The sequence below is a fragment of the Leptospira sp. B5-022 genome (assembly GCF_000347035.1).
Taxonomy (GTDB): Bacteria; Spirochaetota; Leptospiria; order Leptospirales; family Leptospiraceae; genus Leptospira_B; species Leptospira_B cinconiae.
In genome coordinates this window covers 252314-274291 of record NZ_ANIJ01000015.1, presented here as the reverse complement: position 1 = coordinate 274291, position 21978 = coordinate 252314, and the positions used below count along the sequence as shown (strand labels likewise).

The 21978-nt window shown below is 42.5% G+C and carries 19 protein-coding genes; 15 read left to right on the top strand and 4 right to left on the bottom strand.

Features of this window, described 5'->3' with window-relative positions:
• Positions 1-14 precede the first annotated feature (14 nt).
• Positions 15-3536, bottom strand: coding sequence for a DNA polymerase III subunit alpha (gene dnaE, locus LEP1GSC192_RS07010; RefSeq protein ID WP_198289302.1), 3522 nt, complete (start codon positions 3534-3536; stop codon positions 15-17).
• A 531-nt stretch (positions 3537-4067) separates the two neighbouring features.
• On the opposite strand from dnaE, the gene LEP1GSC192_RS07005 reads away from it, so the two are divergent.
• The 4 genes from LEP1GSC192_RS07005 (at position 4068) to LEP1GSC192_RS06990 (ending at position 7474) form a co-directional block, all read left to right on the top strand.
• On the top strand, positions 4068-4538 hold the full coding sequence (locus LEP1GSC192_RS07005; RefSeq protein WP_020769291.1) for a GNAT family N-acetyltransferase: 471 nt from the start codon (positions 4068-4070) through the stop codon (positions 4536-4538).
• A 149-nt stretch (positions 4539-4687) separates the two neighbouring features.
• Positions 4688-5497 carry an efflux RND transporter periplasmic adaptor subunit gene (locus LEP1GSC192_RS07000; protein ID WP_020769124.1) on the top strand — a complete coding sequence of 270 codons (810 nt, stop codon included), beginning with the start codon at positions 4688-4690 and terminating at the stop codon, positions 5495-5497.
• 10 nt (positions 5498-5507) lie between these two features.
• Positions 5508-6761, top strand: a complete 1254-nt coding sequence (locus tag LEP1GSC192_RS06995) for an FtsX-like permease family protein (protein WP_020769027.1) — start codon at positions 5508-5510, stop codon at positions 6759-6761.
• Positions 6758-7474 (top strand): ABC transporter ATP-binding protein, encoded by a 717-nt coding sequence (locus LEP1GSC192_RS06990; protein ID WP_020769385.1) that lies wholly within the window; start codon positions 6758-6760, stop codon positions 7472-7474. Before LEP1GSC192_RS06995 ends, LEP1GSC192_RS06990 begins: the two co-directional genes overlap by 4 nt.
• A 30-nt stretch (positions 7475-7504) precedes the next feature.
• Here LEP1GSC192_RS06990 and gatB read toward each other — a convergent pair whose 3' ends face one another.
• On the bottom strand, positions 7505-8962 hold the full coding sequence (gene gatB / locus LEP1GSC192_RS06985) for an Asp-tRNA(Asn)/Glu-tRNA(Gln) amidotransferase subunit GatB (RefSeq protein ID WP_020769108.1): 1458 nt from the start codon (positions 8960-8962) through the stop codon (positions 7505-7507).
• Between the two features lie 116 nt (positions 8963-9078).
• Here gatB and LEP1GSC192_RS06980 point away from each other — a divergent pair, with 116 nt between their 5' ends.
• From LEP1GSC192_RS06980 to LEP1GSC192_RS06965, 4 genes are read left to right on the top strand one after another with little or no spacing between them, the layout of a single operon-like run.
• Positions 9079-9837 carry a ParA family protein gene (locus LEP1GSC192_RS06980; RefSeq protein ID WP_020769041.1) on the top strand — a complete coding sequence of 253 codons (759 nt, stop codon included), beginning with the start codon at positions 9079-9081 and terminating at the stop codon, positions 9835-9837.
• Complete coding sequence (locus LEP1GSC192_RS06975; RefSeq protein WP_020769047.1) at positions 9827-10558, top strand: hypothetical protein; 732 nt, start codon at positions 9827-9829, stop codon at positions 10556-10558. The genes LEP1GSC192_RS06980 and LEP1GSC192_RS06975 overlap by 11 nt, the downstream gene beginning before the upstream one ends.
• A complete protein-coding gene (locus tag LEP1GSC192_RS06970; protein WP_020769406.1) occupies positions 10559-11245 on the top strand; it encodes a toxin-antitoxin system YwqK family antitoxin in 687 nt (228 codons plus the stop codon). It abuts the gene before it with no gap.
• 6 nt (positions 11246-11251) lie between these two features.
• Positions 11252-11533 carry a hypothetical protein gene (locus tag LEP1GSC192_RS06965; protein WP_020769417.1) on the top strand — a complete coding sequence of 94 codons (282 nt, stop codon included), beginning with the start codon at positions 11252-11254 and terminating at the stop codon, positions 11531-11533.
• Here the strand turns inward: LEP1GSC192_RS06965 and LEP1GSC192_RS06960 are convergent.
• Together LEP1GSC192_RS06960 and LEP1GSC192_RS06955 are read right to left on the bottom strand one after the other, a co-directional pair.
• Positions 11489-12535, bottom strand: a complete 1047-nt coding sequence (locus LEP1GSC192_RS06960) for a membrane protein (RefSeq protein ID WP_020769272.1) — start codon at positions 12533-12535, stop codon at positions 11489-11491. The genes LEP1GSC192_RS06965 and LEP1GSC192_RS06960 overlap by 45 nt on opposite strands.
• Before the next feature lie 79 nt (positions 12536-12614).
• The gene (locus tag LEP1GSC192_RS06955; RefSeq protein WP_020769174.1) at positions 12615-13631 is read right to left on the bottom strand and encodes a hypothetical protein; all 1017 of its coding nucleotides are present in this window, start codon (positions 13629-13631) and stop codon (positions 12615-12617) included.
• Between the two features lie 135 nt (positions 13632-13766).
• On the opposite strand from LEP1GSC192_RS06955, the gene LEP1GSC192_RS06950 reads away from it, so the two are divergent.
• From LEP1GSC192_RS06950 to mtaB, 7 genes are all read left to right on the top strand, one after another.
• On the top strand, positions 13767-15140 hold the full coding sequence (locus LEP1GSC192_RS06950) for an ABC transporter permease (RefSeq protein ID WP_020769282.1): 1374 nt from the start codon (positions 13767-13769) through the stop codon (positions 15138-15140).
• Position 15141: 1 nt separating this feature from the next.
• Positions 15142-15834 carry an ABC transporter ATP-binding protein gene (locus LEP1GSC192_RS06945; protein WP_020769332.1) on the top strand — a complete coding sequence of 231 codons (693 nt, stop codon included), beginning with the start codon at positions 15142-15144 and terminating at the stop codon, positions 15832-15834.
• Positions 15835-15840: 6 nt separating this feature from the next.
• Entirely contained in the window at positions 15841-16665 is an 825-nt protein-coding gene (locus tag LEP1GSC192_RS06940) for an ATP:guanido phosphotransferase, C-terminal catalytic domain protein (protein WP_020768998.1), read from the top strand.
• Between the two features lie 114 nt (positions 16666-16779).
• Positions 16780-19320: an ATP-dependent Clp protease ATP-binding subunit gene (locus LEP1GSC192_RS06935; protein WP_020769333.1), complete on the top strand. Its 2541-nt coding sequence runs from the start codon at positions 16780-16782 to the stop codon at positions 19318-19320.
• Positions 19321-19394: 74 nt separating this feature from the next.
• The gene (locus tag LEP1GSC192_RS06930; protein ID WP_020769211.1) at positions 19395-19820 is read left to right on the top strand and encodes a hypothetical protein; all 426 of its coding nucleotides are present in this window, start codon (positions 19395-19397) and stop codon (positions 19818-19820) included.
• Positions 19821-19852: 32 nt separating this feature from the next.
• Positions 19853-20641, top strand: a complete 789-nt coding sequence (locus LEP1GSC192_RS06925) for a tetratricopeptide repeat protein (protein WP_020769006.1) — start codon at positions 19853-19855, stop codon at positions 20639-20641.
• Positions 20622-21941 carry a tRNA (N(6)-L-threonylcarbamoyladenosine(37)-C(2))-methylthiotransferase MtaB gene (gene mtaB, locus LEP1GSC192_RS06920; RefSeq protein ID WP_020769011.1) on the top strand — a complete coding sequence of 440 codons (1320 nt, stop codon included), beginning with the start codon at positions 20622-20624 and terminating at the stop codon, positions 21939-21941. Before LEP1GSC192_RS06925 ends, mtaB begins: the two co-directional genes overlap by 20 nt.
• Positions 21942-21978 lie beyond the last annotated feature (37 nt).

Here is a 21978-nt window from a genome sequence, read left to right as displayed (position 1 = left end):
AGTGCGGTTGGAAATTACATCTTAACCGCTTGTTTGGTCCCATTGTTTCCGTAGAGTCTGACATTGTCTCCGAAACTTTCGAAAACGGTATCTTCTCCCAATAAAGTAACCAATCGATTCATCAATTCAGGATTCGGCTGCACTGAGTAATGATTATGAGCGCGGATCACCTTCTTCTCTTCGTCTCCTGAGATTAGATGGAAATAAACTTGGGAGTTCCCTTGGTATGCAGCGAGTAAAGTATGCAGCTGACCGATGATATCCGGCATTTTTCTATGGCGGTCTCCTAACTTGATGTGAAGCGCTTTTTCCATCTTGTCTTCAATGGTTGCTTCGTTCAAGATCTCAAAGCTGTTTACTTTGATCTGCCCCCTGAGTTCGGATTCTCCGGCTTCTATCCTGTCTAAATCTCCTTTTAGGAATACTGCTTGGTCTTCTTTGATGAGTTCTTTGAACTTTTGGTACACTTTAGGAAAGGCCACACATTCTATTTCTCCCGTGCGATCCTCCAGCTTAAAGTTTACGAATTCTTCCTTTTTTTTAGTGAATTTGATCTTTAAAGAAGTAAGAATCCCTACAACTTCTACTTTATTACCTGCTTTGATATTGTCCAAGGTTTCGATCGGAACGGAGTTCAGACTTTTTAAGTGACCTTGGTATTTGTCCAAAGGATGCCCAGAAAGAAAAAGACCGGTGATCGATTTTTCTCTTCTGAGCCTATCTTCCATTTCCCATTCGTCTGCGTCTTTAGGGAGTTTTAATTCGTAGCTGAGGCCGCTGTCTCCGAAAAGGGAGAATTGACCTTCTCTAGATCTTTCCTGTTCTTTTTGTGCGAAGGAAACCAGACTGTCCATGGACTCGAATAGACATTTTCGAGTGTAGCCGAAAGAATCTAAGGCACCACCTTGTACCAATGCTTCGAGTATCTTTTTGTTCAGTACTCGAGTATCTATATTGGTCATAAACTCGGTGATCTTTTTGAAACCTCCGAGGTTCTTTCTTGCTTGGATTATATTTTCTGCCGCACCCTCTCCTACACCTTTCATTGCAGAGATCCCGAATCGAATCGTATGGTCATCGATTACGGAGAAGGATACATCGGACTCGTTTACGTCCGGAGTCAAAACGTTGATCCCCATTTCGCGAGCATTATTGATATATTTTACAATGTCGGTCGTTTTGGAATGATCTCCTGCGAGTAATGCAGCCATGTACTCGGTCGGATAATTTGCCTTCATATATGCGGTTTGGTAGGTGACTAACGCGTACGCTACTGAGTGCGATTTGTTAAATCCGTATCCTCCGAATTTTTCCAACTGGTCGAATAGTTCTTCTGCGAATTTTTTTGCGTGGCCTTGTTTTTGCGCGCCTTCGATGAACTTGATCCGCAACGGATCCATGAGTTCTTTTTTCTTTTTTGCCATGGCTTTTCGGAGCATATCCGATTCGCCCATGGTGTATCCTCCCACAACTCGGGAGATACTCATCACCTGCTCTTGGTATACGGTGAGTCCGAAAGTTTCCTTTAAAATTACCTCGCAAGAAGAATGTGGATAAGTGACCGGTTTTTTGCCACTCTTACGTTCCAAATATTCCTCTAACATCCCTGATTCCATTGGACCGGGACGATAAAGTGCGATCAAGGCTACGATCTCGTCGAAATTGGAGACCTGGCTTCGAGCGACAAGATCCGTAATACCGGTGGATTCTAATTGGAAGATACCAAGTGTATTGGCTTTTCTTAATAATGCGTACGTGTTTGCATCATCCAGAGGGATTTTGTCCAGATCTAAGTCGATCCCTCTTCTTTCCTTAACAAGTTTGATCGCATAGTTTAGGGTCGTTAAGTTTTTGAGACCTAAAATATCCATCTTGATCAGGCCGACGGATTCCAAATTGTTTTTTTCGTATTGGGTAACGATAGATCGAACGCCCGGCTTGTCCTTCTCCGCAACAGTGGAAAGTGGAACTACATCTTCCAAGGGAAAAGGAGAGATTACTACGCCCGCAGCGTGGCGTCCCGGTTGCCGATGGTTCCCTTCTAAACGTTTTGCGATCGCGAAAATCTTTTTGTTTAAGTCGTCTTTTTCACTGGCTTGTTTCAAGTCACCGGACATCGCCAATGCTTCGTCTATTGTGATACCTGGTTTGCTAGGACAATAACTTGTGAGTCGATTTGATTCTTCGAAAGGAAGATTCATCACTCTGGCAACGTCCTTGAGCGCTGCCTTGGCGCCCAAGGAACCGAATGTAATGATCTGACCGACTCTATCTTCTCCGTATTTTTTGCGGATATAATTGATCACTTCTTCTCGGCGTTCCACGCAGAAGTCCGTATCGATATCCGGCATGTCCTTTCTGTCCGGATTCAAAAATCTTTCGAAGAGTAGATTGAACTGTAAAGGTTCTACGTTCGTGATCCCGAGTGCATAAGCCACGATGGAACCTGCTGCGGATCCCCTTCCGGGACCGACTGGGATACCGGTTTTTTTGGCGAAGTTGATATAATCCTGAACGATCAAGAAGTAGCCTGCGAAGTGCATGTTCTTGATCGTGTTTAGCTCGAATTCTACTCTTTCTTTGATCTCGGAAGTAACTTGAGGATAACGCTGGCGTATTCCTTCCCAAACCAGTTTTTCCATAAAACCGTATTCATCGAAACCTTCCGGAACAGCAAACTCAGGCAGAAGATAATTGCCGAACTTTAATTTAAGATCTACTTTATCACGAACTTCTAATGTAGAATAGAATGCCTGAGGGATTTCAGGGAAAAGTGCTTTCATTTCCGCAGGGCTTTTTACGTAGAAGTGCTGGTTGAATCCGAACTCCATTTCGTCTTCGATCGTTTTTCTCATTCCGATACGAAGAAGAATGTCCTGGGCTTCCTTATCGTCTTTTTTTAAGAAGTGAGAATCGTTCGTTACTACTAATTTGATCCCTGTCTTTTGAGCGAGATCGTATACACCTTTCGCGACAATATCTTGTTCCGGAATCCCGTGGTTTTGGATCTCTAAGTAGAAGTCTTCTTTATTAAAAATTTCGTTTAGTTTCCCCGCGAGTTGGAAGGATTCAGGAGTTTTACCTTCTAAAATTTTGCGGTTCACTTCTCCTGCTAGGCAGGCGGTAAGACAGATTAGACCTTCGCTATTTCTATCCAGAAGATCGTAGTCGATCCTTGCCTTCTTATAAAAACCTTCGGTATACGATTTACTCGCAAGCTTTATTAGATTTTTGTAACCTACTTCGTTCTTAGCAAGAAGAATGAGATGGTATGCGTTTCCGTCCGCGATCTTAAATTCTTCCGTTTCCGCCTTTCTGTTGGGAGAAACGTAAAATTCGCAGCCGATGATCGGTTTTATCCCGGCTTTGGTAGCCTCATTGTAAAATTCGATGGCGCCGAACATATTCCCATGGTCCGTCATTGCCACGGAGCTCATACCAAGCTCCTTGACATGTTGCATTAGCTCTTTGATGCGGATTGCCCCGTCGAGCATGGAGTAAGTTGTGTGGAGATGAAGGTGGGCAAAGTCTTCCATAACAAGGGACATAATAGAAAGCGGGACCTGTCTCCGTCAAGCGGAGTAGGCCGAAATCTTGAAAACCGGGTATGGATTTTCCATACCGAAATACCAGAATTTCTCGAAGGATTTCCTTGAGAATCATAATGGCAAAAAAAGATAAAATCCATCTTTTCTGAACAAACGATGTAATACTATTTACGTAAGTCTTAGCCGCCGCCAATCTATTCGAATTCCGCTTTTCTGAACCTATCTCGAAAATACTCTAAGAGTAATTTTAGCAGCGAATTCATTAGCTTCTCCTTTACCGGCGCTTCTATTGCAAAACTTCGGGGATCACTTTGCCATTTTGGCTTGGCTCTTGGTCAAAGGATTCACTACATTCTATTTTGTATTATTTGAAGTATGTTCTAACGATTGTTGCTGCCTATCGGTGGGAAACGTTCGAAAGGTGGAGAAAGTCCAAGAAATCGGATAGGAAAAGATATAATTTAGAAAATCGAAATAGACTTTAAAGCATGGATTGTTTTGCTCTTTCTTAAAACAAATATGCAAACAGAAAAGTCCATCAGTATAAGGATCGCTAGCCGCTCCGACTTAGAAGAGCTTTCGGAATTATTCGACCTTTATCGTAAGTTTTATGGGTTTGTTTCGGATCCTGTCGGGGCAAAAAAGTTTTTAGAAGATAGACTTTTACATAAGGACTCAGTCTTGATCGTAGCAGAAGGCGGGGGAGGCCTGTTGGGTTTCGCACAACTTTATCCCGTCTTCTCTTCATTATCCTTAAAAAGAGATTATATACTCAACGATCTATACATTAGAGAAACGGAACGTAGAAAGGGAACTGCTAAAAAGATCCTGAGAGGAGTGGCAAATCATATCATTGAACACGGAGGCAAAGGGATGAGTTTGGAAACTCACCCTGATAATCGCCACGCGAGACATCTCTATGAACGTTTTGGATTCAAATTAAACGAGGAATTTTTGCATTACTACTGGGCAGTCCCTAAGGAAAAATAGAGAAGGCTATCCCGGCTTAACAAAGAGAACTTTTTTCCCTTTAACTGGACTGATTATCGGCTGGATTCCCCTTTTGTCCCATCTCCTGTTGACATACTGCGCTTAAAATCGTAGAAAATAGTGGAGATAAGATAGATTGGGAAATCCGAATGAGCAAGTTTCTAGCTTTTGTAAAATTATTATATTCTTCTAAAAAGCGAAGATTTGCGGCAGCCGGAATCTTCTTAACTTTGTTCTTGTTCCTTACTTATGCGTATATGAAAGGAAGAAAAGAAGAGATCTCCCCAAAGGTAGGATCGATCGTTGAATTGGTCTATTCCCTTGGAACGGTAAAATCCGAAAGAGTTTACCATTTAAAGTTAGGCGTTACATCTTCCATCCGAAAGTTATATGTAAAGGAAGGTCAGGAAGTGAGAGAAGGTTCCGATCTACTCTACACGGATACCGGCACCCTATTTAAAGCTCCTTTTTCCGGAACTGTGACAACACTTTCATTTCAAGAAGGAGAGGTTGTTATGCCGGGCACTCCTATTCTTAAGATCATGGACCTGAAAAAGACCTACATTTTACTTTCCTTGGACCAGGATTCAGTATTAAGAATGCGACCAGGGCAAAAAGCGGAACTAAGTTTTGAAACCATCCGTGGTAATAAACTTACCGGAAAGATCGATCGAGTATATCCATCCGATGGACAATTTTATGTGACGGTAGATGTAGACTCTATGCCGGAAGGGGTCTTGCCTGAAATGACTGCGGACGTAGCTGTTGAAGTGGCTAAAAAAGAAAAAGCTCTTTTGGTCCCTGTGAAATCCATCATAAAAGGAAGGATCCATATAATAAGATCCGGAAAAAAACTTTGGGTAGATGCGAAAGTGGGAGCGGTTGACGGTGAATGGTGCGAGGTATTGGAAAATTCCGTCTTAGAGACCGATTCGATTCTGATGAACGGAAACCCCTAAGGAGATCGGAATGTTTTTTTTAGCAATCCGGCAATTGATCAGTCGTCCACAACAAACTTTCCTTACCTTTTTCGGGATCCTTTTAGGAACCGCAGGCTACGTTGTTTTTTCCGGGATGATGTTGGGCTTTCAGGAATATATCACTGATCAGTTGGTGAATAACGATGCACAGATCAGGATCTCTCCTAGGGACGAGGTCTTAAAAGAGGAAAGTTTTGAAGGAGTTTTTTTTCCGGATTCGTTCGTTCGTTGGATCAAACCTCCATCGGGAAAAACCGATTCAACTCAGCTAACGAACGTTAAGGGTTGGTTCCTAAAATTAGATCTTGATGAGAGGGTGGAGGCTTACGCTCCCCAATTGAATCGGCAATTGATTTTCAAGTTCGGAAAACAAACTCTTCCCGCCAAACTGTTCGGGATAGATCCGGTCAGACAAACGAAAGTTACCACAATCGGGAACTACGTCGAAGAGGGAAATTTGCGGGACCTGGACCGGGGTGGCGACGTAATTTTTGCAGGGGCCGGGCTCATAGAACGATTGGGTGCCGAAGCGGGAGATATCATCCAAGTAGTTTCGACGAATGGAAAAATTTCAAACGTAAAAGTGGAAGGGGTGATTCGGATCGGAAATCGTATGATAGACGAGAGTTCAGTATATGCATCTATCCGAACAGTTCAAAGACTTACTCAGGCAAACGGGATTATTTCGGAGATAGTAGTCCGATTAAAAGACGTTTCAATGGCGGCGGATGTTGCGACCGAATGGTCTTTTCTGACAAGGGATAAGGTACAAAGTTGGGACCAAGCATACGAAAGTATCCTTTCGGTATTTAAGACCCAGAACATAGTACGGAATACGACTACATTTACGATCATTCTGGTTGTAGCATTCGGAATTTATAATGTACTAAATATGGTCGTGAACCATAAGAAAAAAGAGATAGCGATCCTAAGATCTCTCGGATTCGACGAGAATGATACGATCCGTCTTTTTATTATCCAAGGATTATTATTGGGGTTCCTGGGCGCACTTTTGGGACTTTTGGTCGGAGCGATTGCTTGTTATTGGTTGGATGGTTATCCGATCGGAGGAAAAACCACAAAAGGTCCGATGATGACCAACGTAATGAAGATCTCTTGGAATTACGGTATCTATATCCAGGCTTTTTGCCTTTCCGTCATTACTAGTGGGATCGCTGCATATATTCCGGCCAGATCGGCATCTAAATTGTCTCCTGTAGAGATCATTCGGGGAAGCGCATGAATTACGATCCTCATATAATTCTTAATTGTGATTCTCTCGTAAAATCTTTCGGAGAACCGGCTACTTTAGCAATACGTGATGTTACTCTTAGCATAAAAAAAGGGGAATTCGTTTCTCTTACCGGTCGATCAGGCTCCGGAAAGTCCACTTTACTTTACATGTTGAGCGGATTGGATACTCCAAGTTCCGGTAAAGTATATTTGGAAGGAAAAGATCTTTTCCAAATGGAAAGTAAAGAAGCTCATAGTTTTCGGAACAAAAATATCGGATTCGTTTTTCAGTTTCATTATCTTCTTCCCGAGTTAAGTGCAATCGAGAATATATTGATGCCCACAAGAAAAATTGGAGAAGAAGGAAAGAAACGAGATTATGCTCGCAGCCTACTGAAGGACTTCGGGTTGGAACATTGTAAGGATAAATATCCTTCGCAAATGTCCGGCGGAGAACAACAAAGAGCTGCGATCGCCAGAGCGCTAATAATGGAGCCGGGATTGATCTTTGCGGACGAGCCCACAGGAAATTTGGATACGGCAAACGGAGACAAAACGATGGAGATCTTTAAGCAACGGAATAAAGAGAACGGCACAACGATCCTGTATGTAACTCATGATCCGGAATACGCAGCCTTAGCCGACAGAAGGATCAATATGGTTGACGGACAAATAGAATCGGACCAAAGGCAGAATTCCACAAAAAGAAAATCGAAATCCTAAGGTCGACTAAAGTTATGTAATGATCTTGTCTTAACCTTTAGGAGGCAAAGGCCCTAATTTATCCAGTAACATCTGATTTACCAGATTCGGGTCCGCTTTTCCTTTGGAAACTTTCATCACATAACCTACGATTGCACCGAGAGCTCTGTCCTTTCCTGATTTGTATTTTTGGACGGCGTCTTCGTTTGCAGCGATTGCCTCGTCTACAATCCTTTCAATCTCTTTATCGTCTCGAACTACGATCAGATTTTTTTCGGTCACGATTGTTTCCGGATCTTTGTCGGTCCCGAGCATTTCTTCAAAGACGGTTTTACCGATCTTACCCGAAATTTTTCCGTCAGCGATCAGTTTTACCAGTCCGCCTATTCTTTCCGGTCCAACTTTAAATTCGGAAATCGTAATACTTTCTTTATTAACAATTCCTAATACTTCGTCTTTGACCCAATTGGAAGTTTTTTTAGGGTCTCCGGAGACTTTAAGAGCGCTTTCGTAATAATCGGCAATCTCCCTTTCCGCAGTGAGTACTTCCGCATCATATTTGGGAAGTCCTAATTTTTCTACGAATCTGTCTCTTCTTGCATCGGGAAGTTCCGGAAGGGATTTGCGGATATCTTCTACGGTTTCTTTTGTAAGAATTACGGGAGGAAGGTCCGGATCTGGAAAATATCTGTAGTCGTGACTCATTTCTTTAGTTCTCATAGTGAGAGTCACGTTGGATGCGGAATCCCAAAGTTTGGTCTGTTGAGGGAATGTTTTTCCCTGAGAATACATATCTCTTTGCCATTCTACCTCGTAATCGATAGCGGCTTTGACCGCTTTGAACGAGTTCAGGTTTTTGATCTCTACTCTTGTGCCGAATTTGTCCGAACCTTTCGGGCGAATGGAAACGTTTGCATCACAACGGAGGGAACCTTCTTCCATATTACAATCGGAAACTCTAATATACCTGAGAACGGATTTAAGAGCTAAAAGATAATAGTAAGCTTCGTCGGAAGAACGCATTTCCGGTTCGGAAACGATCTCTATCAATGGAGTGCCTGCACGATTTAAGTCTACGTAAGACTGAGGGATCTTGGGATCAGCGGAGTGTATTAATTTTCCGGCATCTTCTTCTATATGAATGCGGGTGAGGTTTACGGATCTAGGTTTATCTTCTCCCTTAACGGTAAAGGTGATCTTACCTCCTTCACAGATAGGTCGGTCGAATTGTGAAATTTGGTACCCTTTGGGAAGGTCCGGATAAAAATAATTTTTTCGATCGAACTTAGTATGTAGAGTAATATTGGAACCGAATGCCAGGCCCGCCATGATCGCCTTGGTCAACGCTTCTTCGTTTAAAACCGGCAAAGAACCGGGAAGTCCCAAACAAACCGAGGAAACCTGGGAATTGGGAGCGGCTCCGAATTTAGAAGGGCTATCGGAGAAAACTTTGGAATCCGTGTTTAATTGAGCATGTACTTCCAAACCGATGATTACTTCGTATTCCATTAGGGCTCCCTTGCCTCCTTCTCCGAAAGACCAGGAAATTTTTCCTTCTCCTTGAAATTTTAGAGGCCTATGGAGTTATTCTTCTAAGAGGACCAGTACCGGCAACGGATTTTTGAATGAAACAGACTCTTTGTATAGCCAATCAAAAAGGGGGAGTGGGAAAGACCACCACGTCCGTCCATCTTGCCGTGGGCCTTGCGAAAAAGGGAGAAAGGGTTTTGCTCATAGACCTGGATGCCCAGAACAATGCGAGTTCCGTGTTCCCGGAATCTTCTTCCAAGAACGGTAAGGACTCTTTTTTACTTTTTAGCGAGAAGGTCCCGATTCGCGAACTCATCTCTCCGACCAGGATTCCCGGTTTGAGTTTGCTTCCTGCGTCTTCTAAACTTTCTCAGATCGATGTTCTTCTTTCCGGAAAAATGGACGGCTTTTTTGTTCTGAAGGAAGCCTTGGAAACGGTTCAGAATGATTTTGATTGGGTGGTGATCGATTGTCCGCCAAGCCTTTCATTGATCACTATGAATGCATTTGTCGCCGCGACCGGACTCATCGTTCCGTTGCAGATCTCTAAATTTTCTTTGGATGGGATAGAGGCGATCTTAGAAGCTAAAAACCATACCGTTAAAAGGTTTAACCCCGGATTGAAAATTTTAGGAGCATTATTGACCTTATTCCAACAAAGGACCACGATGTCTCAAACGGTAGTTCCTATGATTGAAGAACATCTTCGTCTATTCGAATCGAAAATCCCTCCTTCCGTTGCAGTGGAAGAGGCGCATCTTTTAAACCAGTCTTTGTACGAATACCAGCCCAAAAATAAAACAACCAAGGCTTACCAGCAATTCACAGACGAGGTCTACTCTTTTGGCGGGTAAGAAGGACTTATTAAAAAAAGCGGCAGGGGCGGCCGTCAAAAAAACATTAGGCGGAGAATTTTCCGCCGAAAAAAAGCCGGATCTAAAGGAGCCGGAGACACCCGCGGTTTCAGAACCGATTTCCTCGACTCGGGTCCCTTCCGAGGAGACTGGTTTCGTTTCGGAACCCGGTTCCAAGTCGGAGATTGATTCTACTCCTTCCGAACCGCCCGAAAGCCGGGAAAAACAATTGCCCAAAAAAGAGCCCATTTTCAAGCTAAACAACGGTATGAGGATAGAAGAATACACACAAACGGGACTCCGCGATTCTAACGGAAATAAAAAATGGATCCGCATTCTCGGTGTCTTCTTGGTATTGATCTTTGTATGGTGGCTATGGCCTTCTAAACACGAGATCTATATGGACGTGGATAAAATGACCCCGGACAAGGTTTCCGGAATGGGTTCGGAAAAAGAGTATCATTTTACTCACGGACAGGACTTTTTCATATATTATAAAAGAGGCGGTTGGTTCTCTCCCGATAAGATCAAACTTACGATCTATAAGGTGGATGAATCCAGGGAAGAGGTCAGCGTTCAGGAGAAAGAGTTCAAACGCAGATTCGATAAATTCCAAACCTACTACGACGATTCTTTCTTCGACGAAGAGGGCGCTTACGAAGCTGAGATCAAGGACGAGAACGGAGAAATTCTCGTGACCAAAAAATTCACCATCGATTAGATGAAATTTTCAAAATTTATAATATTCTTCGTCTGCTCCTTTTTATTCTTTTGTGAATCTACGGAAAGGCCTCATGGTCTACCTGCAGGCGCAAAATACGACAAGAATATGAACGCGTATATTCTGAACGAGCCGGGGCTTGCCAGAATATATTACGATAATGGGAAGTTATACTTCGAATGTCCTTTAGATGAGAACAAACTCTATCATGGACTATGTAAATCTTATCTCAGATCCGAGGAAGGGATCTCTTCCCAAGGAAAATACGAACACGGTTCCAAGGTTGGGGATTGGGTTTGGTATTTTGCGGATGGTAAACCCTATATCAAACAAAAATTTGGAAGCCAGATCAAAGACGAGTTCGCTCAAATTAACGGTGACGAAGGAAACGAAGAAGGTCCGTACGAAAGATATTATCCGGAAGGAACTCTGGAAGTAAAAGGAAATTATAAGAACGGACAGAAGTCCGATTTTTGGCAGAAATACTTCAAAGACGGAGAATTGGAATATTCAGGTTATTATTCCAAAGGAAAAAAGATCCGCACCTGGTTCTATTATTTTCCGAACAGGCAAACAGAGTCTGTCGAAGTTTTCGATGAGAATGGCAATTTTTTATCCAGGACTATCTTTTCTCCGACTGGAAAAGTTCTTTGTGAAGTTCAGAAAAAAGAATCTCGTTGCGGATAATCCCTAATGGATCCCAGACATCTCAAACTGGAAAAGTTTGCAGCCTGGGGATTTTTCATCATTACGGTTTACTTAAGTGTTTATCTCACTCTGAATCATTATGCGGGAGAAGGTTTTATACTCTCCTTGGTCGTGACCCATCTCGGGATATTTATCGCATTTAGAAGAGTGTTGGATAGATTGAGCTATTCTGTTTTAGCTTTTTCTCATATTGTTCTTTGTTATTGGTTGGGAAAGAACGCTTTAGAGATTTTGTCTACTGTCGATGGATGGAAACAGGGATTCTAAGATCCCGAAGTTGATCGTAAGTAGATTGAATAAGAACAGGATAAATACGACCACCAGGACCAAAACCAAAAGTATCATCAAAGCGATCCTGATAAATCTGACCTGTAGATAACTGATCCCTAAGGCCAAGTTTTGGTAGGTACTCAACTCCGAGCTTTTTCCGAACTTGAGATAGTTGCGGATATAAAACGCAGAAATCACGACGACTGCCCCTGCGATCAAGATCCCGAAAGGTTCCGAATAATTTTTTTGGAGAACGAACAGCGGGATATAAACGATATTTCCGATCAATGTTCCCAAAGCTACAATTCCCAAAAAATGGAGAAGTGCGGTAGCAAAAGAATGGTTCCGATTACTTTCTGATCTAAATTCAGATTCGTCCTCTCTCAAGTTTTTAAGAGAAGAAAAGCGATCTGCGTCATCCTTTGAAAAAAGTTTTCCGATGGTAAACATCAAATAGACCATACCTATGATCCAAGCGAACGCAAAAAATAAAGAAGGGATCACCCAAAAAAGGTCTTCCGTTCTTCCGGAACTTGCTCCAGCTAAAGCAATATTCGGCATACTGAAAAGTCCGTGAATAAAGCCGAAAAAGTACAATATTCTGTTTAAGAACGTGTAGAAAAATGCCCTGAAATAAAGAGAAAGAAAAGAAGTCAGGGAGAGGATCGCTAAAAATACATAAAAGAAGATCTGCAATCTTTGTCCGAGTAATACTCTTCCTAATCTGTTTTTGATCTCTTCGGGTTGGGAATCGTTCGGAAGACTTGGATCTTCTATCTCTTTTAGGATCTTTTTGGTCAGCATCATTTGAGAGATCGCTCCACCTTGGAAATAAAATCCGGAGATAGGCTCTCTCGCAGTCCCGTCTAACAAAGCTTCCATTGTTGCGGTGTCATTTGTATTTAAGAAAGTAGGTTGTAAAAAAAGTTGAAACCCGCTGACCAATAGAAGAACGAATGGAATAATGTAAGTGATAGTCAATTTAATGCGAGATTTCATATCGTAATCCGTCTATAGGGCTATGATTTTACTGAGCTGGATTCTCTCCATCCAAAAAGTTGTGAGAGAAAGACCTGACTTAAAGTAAGAATACAAAAATCGCGATCATTCCAATTCCCACAACCCCTAATGCGATCAATACAGTCAGAAGTAGACTGGATTCTCCCGCTTCCAAGGAAGCGTTGGAAGTTGAAGAGGCGCTGCTCGGGCCGCCGGACTTAGAAACCGGTTTTTCTCCGGTATAAAGACGGACCTTGATGGAATTTTCTTCTTCGTAAATTTTGCCGAAGACATCGTTCCCTATTTTGACAATGGTTTCATTCTCAACACCTTTATTCTCAGTGGCGACAACCGTGGCCGGAATAGGTTTAATACTTCCGTCTTCCGTTTTGAGTTTCATAGAGTCTATGATCCCCAAAGTAGTAGGATCGTTTCCGATCAATTGGACTACGATCTGATCCCCTGGTTTGAGTTGATTGACCGGGATCCCGGAAACAGGAGAAAGAATAAATTTGAACTGAACTCTTGAAGCGGTAGGAGGAATAGAAGCATCTATTCCTGTCGGAATTCCAATTGGGATTGTAGGAAGTTCTTCCGGTGCGGATTCTTCATGGACTTCTTCCGCCGAATCCAACGTTTCAAAGGAAGTTTTCCCGGAACCGGCTTCCTCGATCTTATCTCGATCGATTAAGGAATACCAAAGACTGATATCCGGTTTGGAATTTCCCATTGCTTGGTTTTGGATCTGATTGATCAGGTATCTGATCTTTTCGTCCTCGCGCTTATTGATATAATGAATGAGCTGCTCCATAAAATCGTCGGAGCGTCCGCTGTTTTGGAATAGTTCCTGAAGTTTATTTGTGAGATTTTTAAGTTGTTTGCCTTCGTATTTGATCTTTTGGCAGATATTGGTGACATCCTTAAAGGTTGTTCCGGATAACGGAACGTTGATCAACTCGCTATTTCCCACCGCAACTACTTCGAATCTATCGATCCGACTGGAAACCGGATCGACGATTCCCCCAAATAGGATGTAAAGAGAGGAAGCCCCGTCCCTAGACTGAAATAATAAGGAGTATACTTGTTCGGATGGCATATAATTTCGAATGAGAGACCGATCCTACTATGAGGCTAAATCGGTATCGACTTTTTTTTGACATCCTGCATCGGAATCTGATAATTGTCAAACTAAGGAAATTTGCGAATTTGTTTAATTTCAATCGCCAAACTGATGAATTTCTTCTTTCATAGATCCCCCCTGATCCTACTTCTCACTTCCCGATATATCCGAGGATCCAGAGTTACAGGACTCCTTTCGATCAAATCCAGGATTTCGTTTATCGTTATGGCTGTCGGAGTCGCCCTACTTATCGTAGTGCTTTCTATCTTCAACGGATTTCAAAGGCAACTTAAGGAATCTCTGTGGCAAGGTGGAGAACATATTACAATTGAAAGTAGTTCCAATGGCGGAGAGATCCGGGACTACCAAAAAATCATCAAATATATACAAAACGATCCTGATCTCAAAGATAGGATCATTTCCGTTGAAGGTGGGATCCAAAGTCACGGGCTCATCCAGAGATATAACGTATTTTATCCGGTTCTAATCAAGGCGGTCGCAGTCCCAAGTGTGGATGCGCTGACAGAACATAAACTTCATAACTTTCCAAGACTTGTCCATTACGATAGAGAAGAGCTGGGTCATCTGAATCGAGAGAACTACATCATCTTGGGAAAAGAGATGGAGGATCTTTACAATTTCAGTTTGGGCAAACAGCTTACTTTGGCAGTGCCGGGAGGAAGATTCTCTCTTGGAAAAGGGGTGGAAGTAAGCGTTCAAAACTTCAGAGTATCCGGATTTTTTAAAACAGGGAACTATAAGTTCGATTCCAGTTTTGTTTATATGGCATTGCCGGTAGCGCAGAAATTTTTCAAAATGAAAGATTCCGTAAACCAGATCACGATCAAAGCGAAATCCCTGGATGATCTTGCGATCAGCAAACGTAAACTTTACAAACTTTTTAATAGTTTAGAATTCGAGCAGGAAATAGATGCTGCTTCTTCTTTATCCGTGAGAACGATCGCAGAAGAGCAGGAAAATCTTTTAGCAGCACTACAATTGGAGAAGACGATCATCTCTATAATCGTTTTCTTATTTATTATCTTAGCCGCGCTTGGGATGGTCGCTTCCGTTTATTCTCTAGTTCGTGCAAAACGGAAATCGATCGGAGTGCTCAAGGCTCTTGGGCTCCCGGCTTCCGATATACTTTTGATCTTTACGTTGAATGCGATGCTTGTAGGGATCTTAGCATCTTTGACCGGCGGAGTTACGGGAGTATTCTTAGCAAACTCACTCGATACGATTATAGGTTATGTAGAAGAGATCATCAATATGCTCGGACCTTCTTTTACCGGCTCGGATTGGACTCCTGTGGAATTAGTTCCTAAACGGATCTATTATTTTGATAAACTTCCTGTGGATATCAATATACCTTTTATTTTTATGGTGACCACTGCGGCTACCATACTTTCCGGAATTGCCGGATACTTCCCTGCAAGATGGGCGGCAAGCCTGAATCCTGTCGACACCATAAGGAACGACTAACGTGAGTATTATTAAGATCCGAAATCTGGTTAAAAAGTATCATATCCTCGAAAAGGAATTTTCCGTACTAGATGGATTGGACATGGACGTGGAGGAAGGAGAGATTTTCTCGATAGAGGGAAAATCCGGGATCGGAAAATCCACTCTTCTAAACATATTGGGAGCCATGGACGGTTTCGATTCCGGCGAAGTGGAAGTTTGCGGAATTAATTTAAGCGAGATGGACGAGAGGGGAAAAGAAAGTTTTCGTGCGGAGAAGATCGCATTCATCTTCCAACATCATCTTCTTCTTCCGGATTTTTCCGCTTTGGAAAATGTGAGCATTCCACTTTTGATCAAAGGTTATTCTACTTCTAAAGCGGAAAAGGAAGCAATTTCCATGTTGGAAAAAGTAGGACTGAAAGAAAGAATTCATAGTCATCCTTCTCAACTTTCCGGAGGTGAAAGCGCTCGTGTGGGTGTGGCAAGAGCGCTTGTCGCAGGAAAAAAACTCATACTCGCCGACGAGCCTACGGGAAACTTGGACAGAGAGAATTCCAGAAATCTAATGGGTCTAATCCAGGAATTACAAAAGGATCTTCGATTCAGTCTAATACTAGTAACCCACGATATGGAACTGGCGGCTCTTGCACATAAAAGAAACCAGATCTTCCAAGGAAAATTGAAACCCGCAGTCATCCCGCAAACGGTGTAAACAATTATGGATGGCTGTATTTATTGCGGCTTATCCCTACTCGACTGGAAAAATCGGGGAAAAATCGGATGCGCTCATTGTATCCAATTTTTGGGAGAGGAATATACCAAGTTTATTCCGATCCAAGCTCCTTCCGATTGGGAACCGCCTTCTCATTTTCCCGCAATTTCCGTCTGGGAAAAATTCAGAAAAACGAATTGGGAAGAAGGTCTATCATATATAGATTCTCATCGTTTACCGTTTACATACAGATTTCGTATTGCCAGAAACCCGAAAAATTCCACATATACCGAACGTTCCGAAAAAACGGACCAATTTCTAGATTCGTTTATAGGAGAGAATGATTCCAAGACCAAAGATCTAAATTCGGGAAAAAATCGACTGATCCCGGAATTAAAACAAAGAATTCCTTGGGAATCAGGGACATTAGTAGTGGGAGACGAGGATCATATTCGCTGGGAATATGTGACTGATTCCCTTCTTGAGTTAAACTCAGTCCTAAAATCCGATTTTTTAATAAAATTCGAGGCAGAAGATAAGTTTGATTTTCAAAAAGGGATCGGATTCATCAATTCCTGTCCTACCAACTCCGGTTTTGGGGACAAACTTTCTGTTTCCATTCCGGCAAGACTTGCGGACTCGGGAGAGTTAAAGGATTTCCGATTGCCTACAGACTGGGGCTTCTATCGGGAAGAATTGAAGGGTAGATTGGTTTTTTTCCGAAAAAATTTCGGTCCAAATCGAAAAAATTCCTTTTTCAATTTGGTTTCGTATTTAGCCTTACTGGTAATAAGCGGAAAAGACGAGACAAAAGCCTCATTTGAACCGTAATCCTTTTTGGTTAACTAGTCCGATATATTCTTTAAGGGAGATTCCGGCTCCCAGTTGGAAATTGGATACGAATACAGTCTAACCTACAGAACCCATCAGGAAGGGCGTGCAATTATGTTGGAATTTACTAAAAGAGCAAAACGAGTAATCAACGAGATCGCGCAGGACGAAGCAAAACGTCTTGGTAGCGAATTTATAGGCCCTGAACATATCTTATTAGGTTTGTTAAAGGAAGAAGATTCGGTCGCGATAAAAATACTGAATAACCTGAACATCAATCTGAACGAACTTCGTAAAGAAGTAGAGCGAAGGACCAGGGAGAACTCCGGCACATTGTTGATGGACATGGCCCAAGGGCAGGATCGATACCAAAAAATTATCGAACTCTCCAAGGAAGAAGCCAAACGTCTGAAACACAACTATGTTGGAACGGAACATATTCTTCTAGCATTATTGCGGGATAATAATAATATCGCAGGTGGAGCGTTATACTCCTTTAGCGTGAACTATAATGTGATCAAAGGAGAGATCTTGCGTCTTTTAGGCGCTCCTCCTACAAGCACAGTGGGAGTTTCCAGCCAGCCAACCGCTCAGCCCGGAACTCCTCGCGCTGAAAAAACGAAAACTCCGATCTTGGATGAGTTTGCAAGAGATCTTACCCAACTAGCCAGAGATAAAAAACTGGATCCGGTCGTGGGAAGATCCAACGAGATCCAAAGAGTGATCCAAATCCTTTCTCGTAAAACTAAGAACAACCCGGTCCTCGTTGGAGAATCCGGAGTCGGTAAAACGGCAATTGTCGAAGGTCTTGCGCTTGCGATCGTAGAGAAGAATGTCCCGGATCTTCTTTTCGAAAAACGTGTACTTTCCCTAGATCTAGCAAGCTTGATCGCTGGAACCAAGTATCGCGGAGAGTTCGAAGAAAGATTGAAGAAGATCATGAAAGAAATTTCTTCTTCTAATAATATCATCATATTTATCGACGAGTTGCATACTCTGATCGGAGCGGGAGCAGCAGAAGGAGCGGTAGATGCCGCAAATATCCTGAAACCTGCGCTGGCAAGAGGCGAGCTGCAATGTATCGGAGCTACGACCAGTACCGAATACCGCAAGTATATAGAACGTGATTCGGCATTGGAAAGAAGGTTCCAAGTCGTAAAAGTTGCAGAACCTTCCGTAGACGATGCGATCCAAATCCTTACAGGACTCAAAAAAGCGTACGAAGCTCACCATAAGGTGCGTTACTCCGAAAGAGCTTTGGACCAGGCAGTTAGATTATCTCATAGATATATCAATGATCGATATCTACCAGACAAGGCGATTGATATCATCGATGAAGCGGGAGCAAAAGCGAGACTTGCGAACTGTGCCCGTCCTCAAGCAGTAAAAGATTTGGAAGAAGAGATCAAATCACTTTCCCAAAAGAAAGAAGATCTAGTTCGCTCCCAAGAATACGAAAAAGCTGCAGGAGTTCGCGACGAGGTAAATCGTAAAAAACAAGTTCTGGAAGAAAAGATCAGATCTTGGCAGGAGAAACTGGATGATTTCGCGGTTTCCATCGACGAAGACGATATTCTTTCCGTGGTTTCTCAATGGACCGGAATTCCATTACAAAGGATGGAAGAGAACGAGTCCTCTAGACTTCTTCGTTTGGAAGAGGAACTCAAACTAAGAGTGGTCGGTCAGGACGAAGCGATCGAAAAAATCGCAAAATCCGTTCGTAGAGCGAGAACCGGATTTAAAGCAGAACGTAGACCTACCGGATCCTTTATCTTCCTCGGACCTACAGGTGTGGGTAAAACCGAGCTTGCTAAAGCGTTGGCTGAGTTCTTATTCGGAGACCAAGATGCAATGTTGCGTGTCGACATGTCCGAGTATATGGAACCGCATGCGGTCAGTAGATTAATCGGTGCTCCTCCAGGTTATGTTGGTTACGATGACGGCGGACAATTGACAGAGTTCGTGCGTAAAAAACCGTATTCTATCATCTTGTTGGATGAGATCGAAAAAGCTCATCATGATATTTTCAACGTTCTTCTCCAAGTAATGGAAGAAGGGAACCTGACCGATACCAAAGGTCGTAAGGTAAACTTCAGGGATGCGATCATCATCATGACTTCTAATATCGGTGCTAAAGAAATTTCTAGCACGGTTCGTTTAGGATTCGAAGATCGTTCCGGAGAGACAGACAAGTACAAGTCGGACCAAGCAAGAGAGCAGTTGAAAAAACATTTCAATCCGGAGTTCTTGAACCGTGTGGACGAGGTTGTTTACTTCAAACCTCTCAGAAAAGAAGAGCTAATGGCGATTATGGATATCATGATCAAAGACACCAATAAGAGATTATTGGATAAGAAGATCAAGATAGACCTGACTCCAGAAGCGAAGGACCACTTCATGGATATAGGCTACGACGAGAAGTTCGGAGCACGTCCATTGCGTAGAGTGTTCCAACGTGAGTTGGAAGATTATATGGCTGTCCAAACCTTGAAAGGGGCTTATAAAGAGCCTACCAAGATCACAGTATCCTTTAAAGAGGGAAAACTGGACTTCTTGGAAGAAGTTTGGACCGATTATAAACCTGCGGATCAAGGTTCCGACGGAGGAAATTCTCCAAACAATCCGGAGCGTTCCGAAGAACCTGCGCTAGTGTAATAGATCTTTGCCCCCTTACGGAAACGAAAAGGGGGCTTTTGATCTAGAAAGGGAGACTTTATTGGAGAGGGTGTATGCCGTACCTGATTCCCATCATATTTGTGCTCCTTTACCTTTTGGTCCGTAAGGTATGGTTCCATTTACGTAAGATCAGAACCGTTGCAGGGATCGAAAAAATTTCCCTATGTGTTTTCCAGCCTGATTTATTTCTTCCCGAGGTACGCGTCCTCTACAAATACTACTTCCAAGGCGGGGTCTACTTCGGATCCGGTTATATGCTGTTGACGGATTTCCTCGACCAAGAGGAATACGAGATCTACAGAAACTTGGACGGTTTACCTGTTTTGGAAACCGGGGATTTTCAGATCGTATCTGAGGAAAGAATAGAACATTTCCTTTCCATACGATATCCGAGTATAATCGTTTTCATCGACCCGGTGGAGCCATTTCATTCCTTAATTGATTGTCTAAATACAAAATCAATGGGGGTCCCCACCTAAAATTTTTCCCGCCTATAAAAAGTGACCAAAAGATGCACAAAGGAAAAATACTCCTACTTACACTGATACTATTTGTATCTTCCGCGGGGAATATTATCGCTCAAAGCGAACCGGATTACCAAACGGCATTGGAAGAATTCCAAAAAGGAAATTCCGAAAAAGCTTTAGAGATCATTCGTGTACTTCACGAACAAGGAAAAAGATCCTACGAAACCCATTATTTGGCGGCTTTCTGTCATTATAATGCGGGAAGAAATAAATCTGCAGCCACTCATTGGTCCGAAGCTTTAAAATTAAAACCCGGAGATCCGGCCGTTAGTATCGATTTTGCCAGATATCTGATCCAAGTAGGTAGAAATCCCGACGCTTTGGAGATCATATATAATTCTTACCAATCCAATCCTAAAAATAGAGAAGTAAGATTATTATACGCGACTTCTTTATTATATAATAATAAAGCGAGAGAAGCATTATATATTATCGAAAAACTAAAAGCAGAAGATGGGAGCGATTACCGTCCTTTAGTTCTGGAAGCTCAGGTTTATTTCTATTTAGGAAGCGCGGAAAAAGCGGAAGTCAGTTTGAAATGGGCTCAGTCTTTAGTTCCGGATAATCCGAATGTGTTGAATAATTTAGGGTTAGTTTACGAAAAAGCGGGAAACCAAGAAGCAAAAAGAGGGAATATCAAAAAGGCCCTCGAACAATTAAGAAACGCTAAAGAACAATTGGAATCCGCACTTAAGTTAAAACCGGACGACGAAAAAATAAAAGGTAATATCAGAAGAATAGAGGCAAGGATCAATGCCCTTTCCGCCGGCTGAAAAAAAAGTATTATTCCATACCTTAGGCTGTAGGCTCAATTTTTTTGAGTCGGACGGTTTATTCTCTTCTTTGAGTAAACACGGATATTCCGTAGCCGGTGCGGAAGATATTCCCGATGTGGTTGTGGTCAATACATGTACCGTCACTAATAAAGCAGATTCAAGAAATCGTAATATTATTCGCAATGCCATCAAAAGATATCCCGGCGCTCAGGTTTGGGTAACAGGTTGTTATGCTCAAACCGACAAAGAATCCATAGAATCCATTCCTGGGATCGCAGGTGTGATCGGTAACGAGAACAAATCAGATCTGCCTAGATTGATCTTAGAAAAAGAAGGAGCGGATCCTTCTTATATTCCAGTCGTTTCAGATCGATTTGCATATTCGGACGTTCTACCAAATGGACATACTAGGGCTTATTTAAAGATCCAAGACGGATGTGATCGTCAATGTTCTTATTGTAAAATTCCCCAGGCCAGAGGAAAGGGTGTCTCCCGAAATTGGAAGGATGTACTGGATCAGATTTCCTTTCTTCAGGACAACGGAGTAGGAGAGATCATACTTACGGGTGTGAACCTGGGATGGTATAGGGACGCAGAAGGCAAAAAGGCATTTCCTAAAATGCTCGAGGCAATCTTAAATAAATTGGAATATTCCAGGCTCAGACTTTCTTCCATTGAGCCTCCGGATGTGGGTGTGGAACTTGCGGAACTTCTTACCCATCCTAGATTTACTCCGTTCTTGCACGTTCCTTTACAAAGTGGAAGTAAAGAGATCCTGAAAAGAATGAAACGCAGTTATACTCCGGAAACTTTCCGTAAAAGGATAGAACTCGCTAAGTCCAAGATCCCTGATTTATTTTTAGGAACGGATGTGATCGTAGGTTTCCCGGGAGAAACAGAACAGGATTTTCAGGACTCTTGTTCTATTCTGGAAGAATTAGGTTTTTCTAAAATACATGCATTTCCGTTCTCCGTTCGGAAAAATACTTCCGCGGAGCAATTTCCGGAAACCGTTTCTAAGGATACTAAAAAGGAAAGAGTTCATTCTCTTATGGATCTTTCTCAAAGGCTCCATCGCAAATATGCAGAAAGCCAATTCTCTAAAAGCAGAGAGGCCGTTTTGGAAAGAGGCGGAATTGCGGTGACAGACAACTATCTAAAAGCAGTGATACCCGAAAGCGATGTGAAAAGTTTAAGCCCGGGACAGTTCTTGACTGTAGAGATCGGAGAGTATATCCCCGATACTTCCGATAAAGAAGGTAAGGTCTCCGCCAGGATACTTGCCGCGATCGGCTAATTATTTAGATTTTTCTAAATAATTAGGATCATCCGTT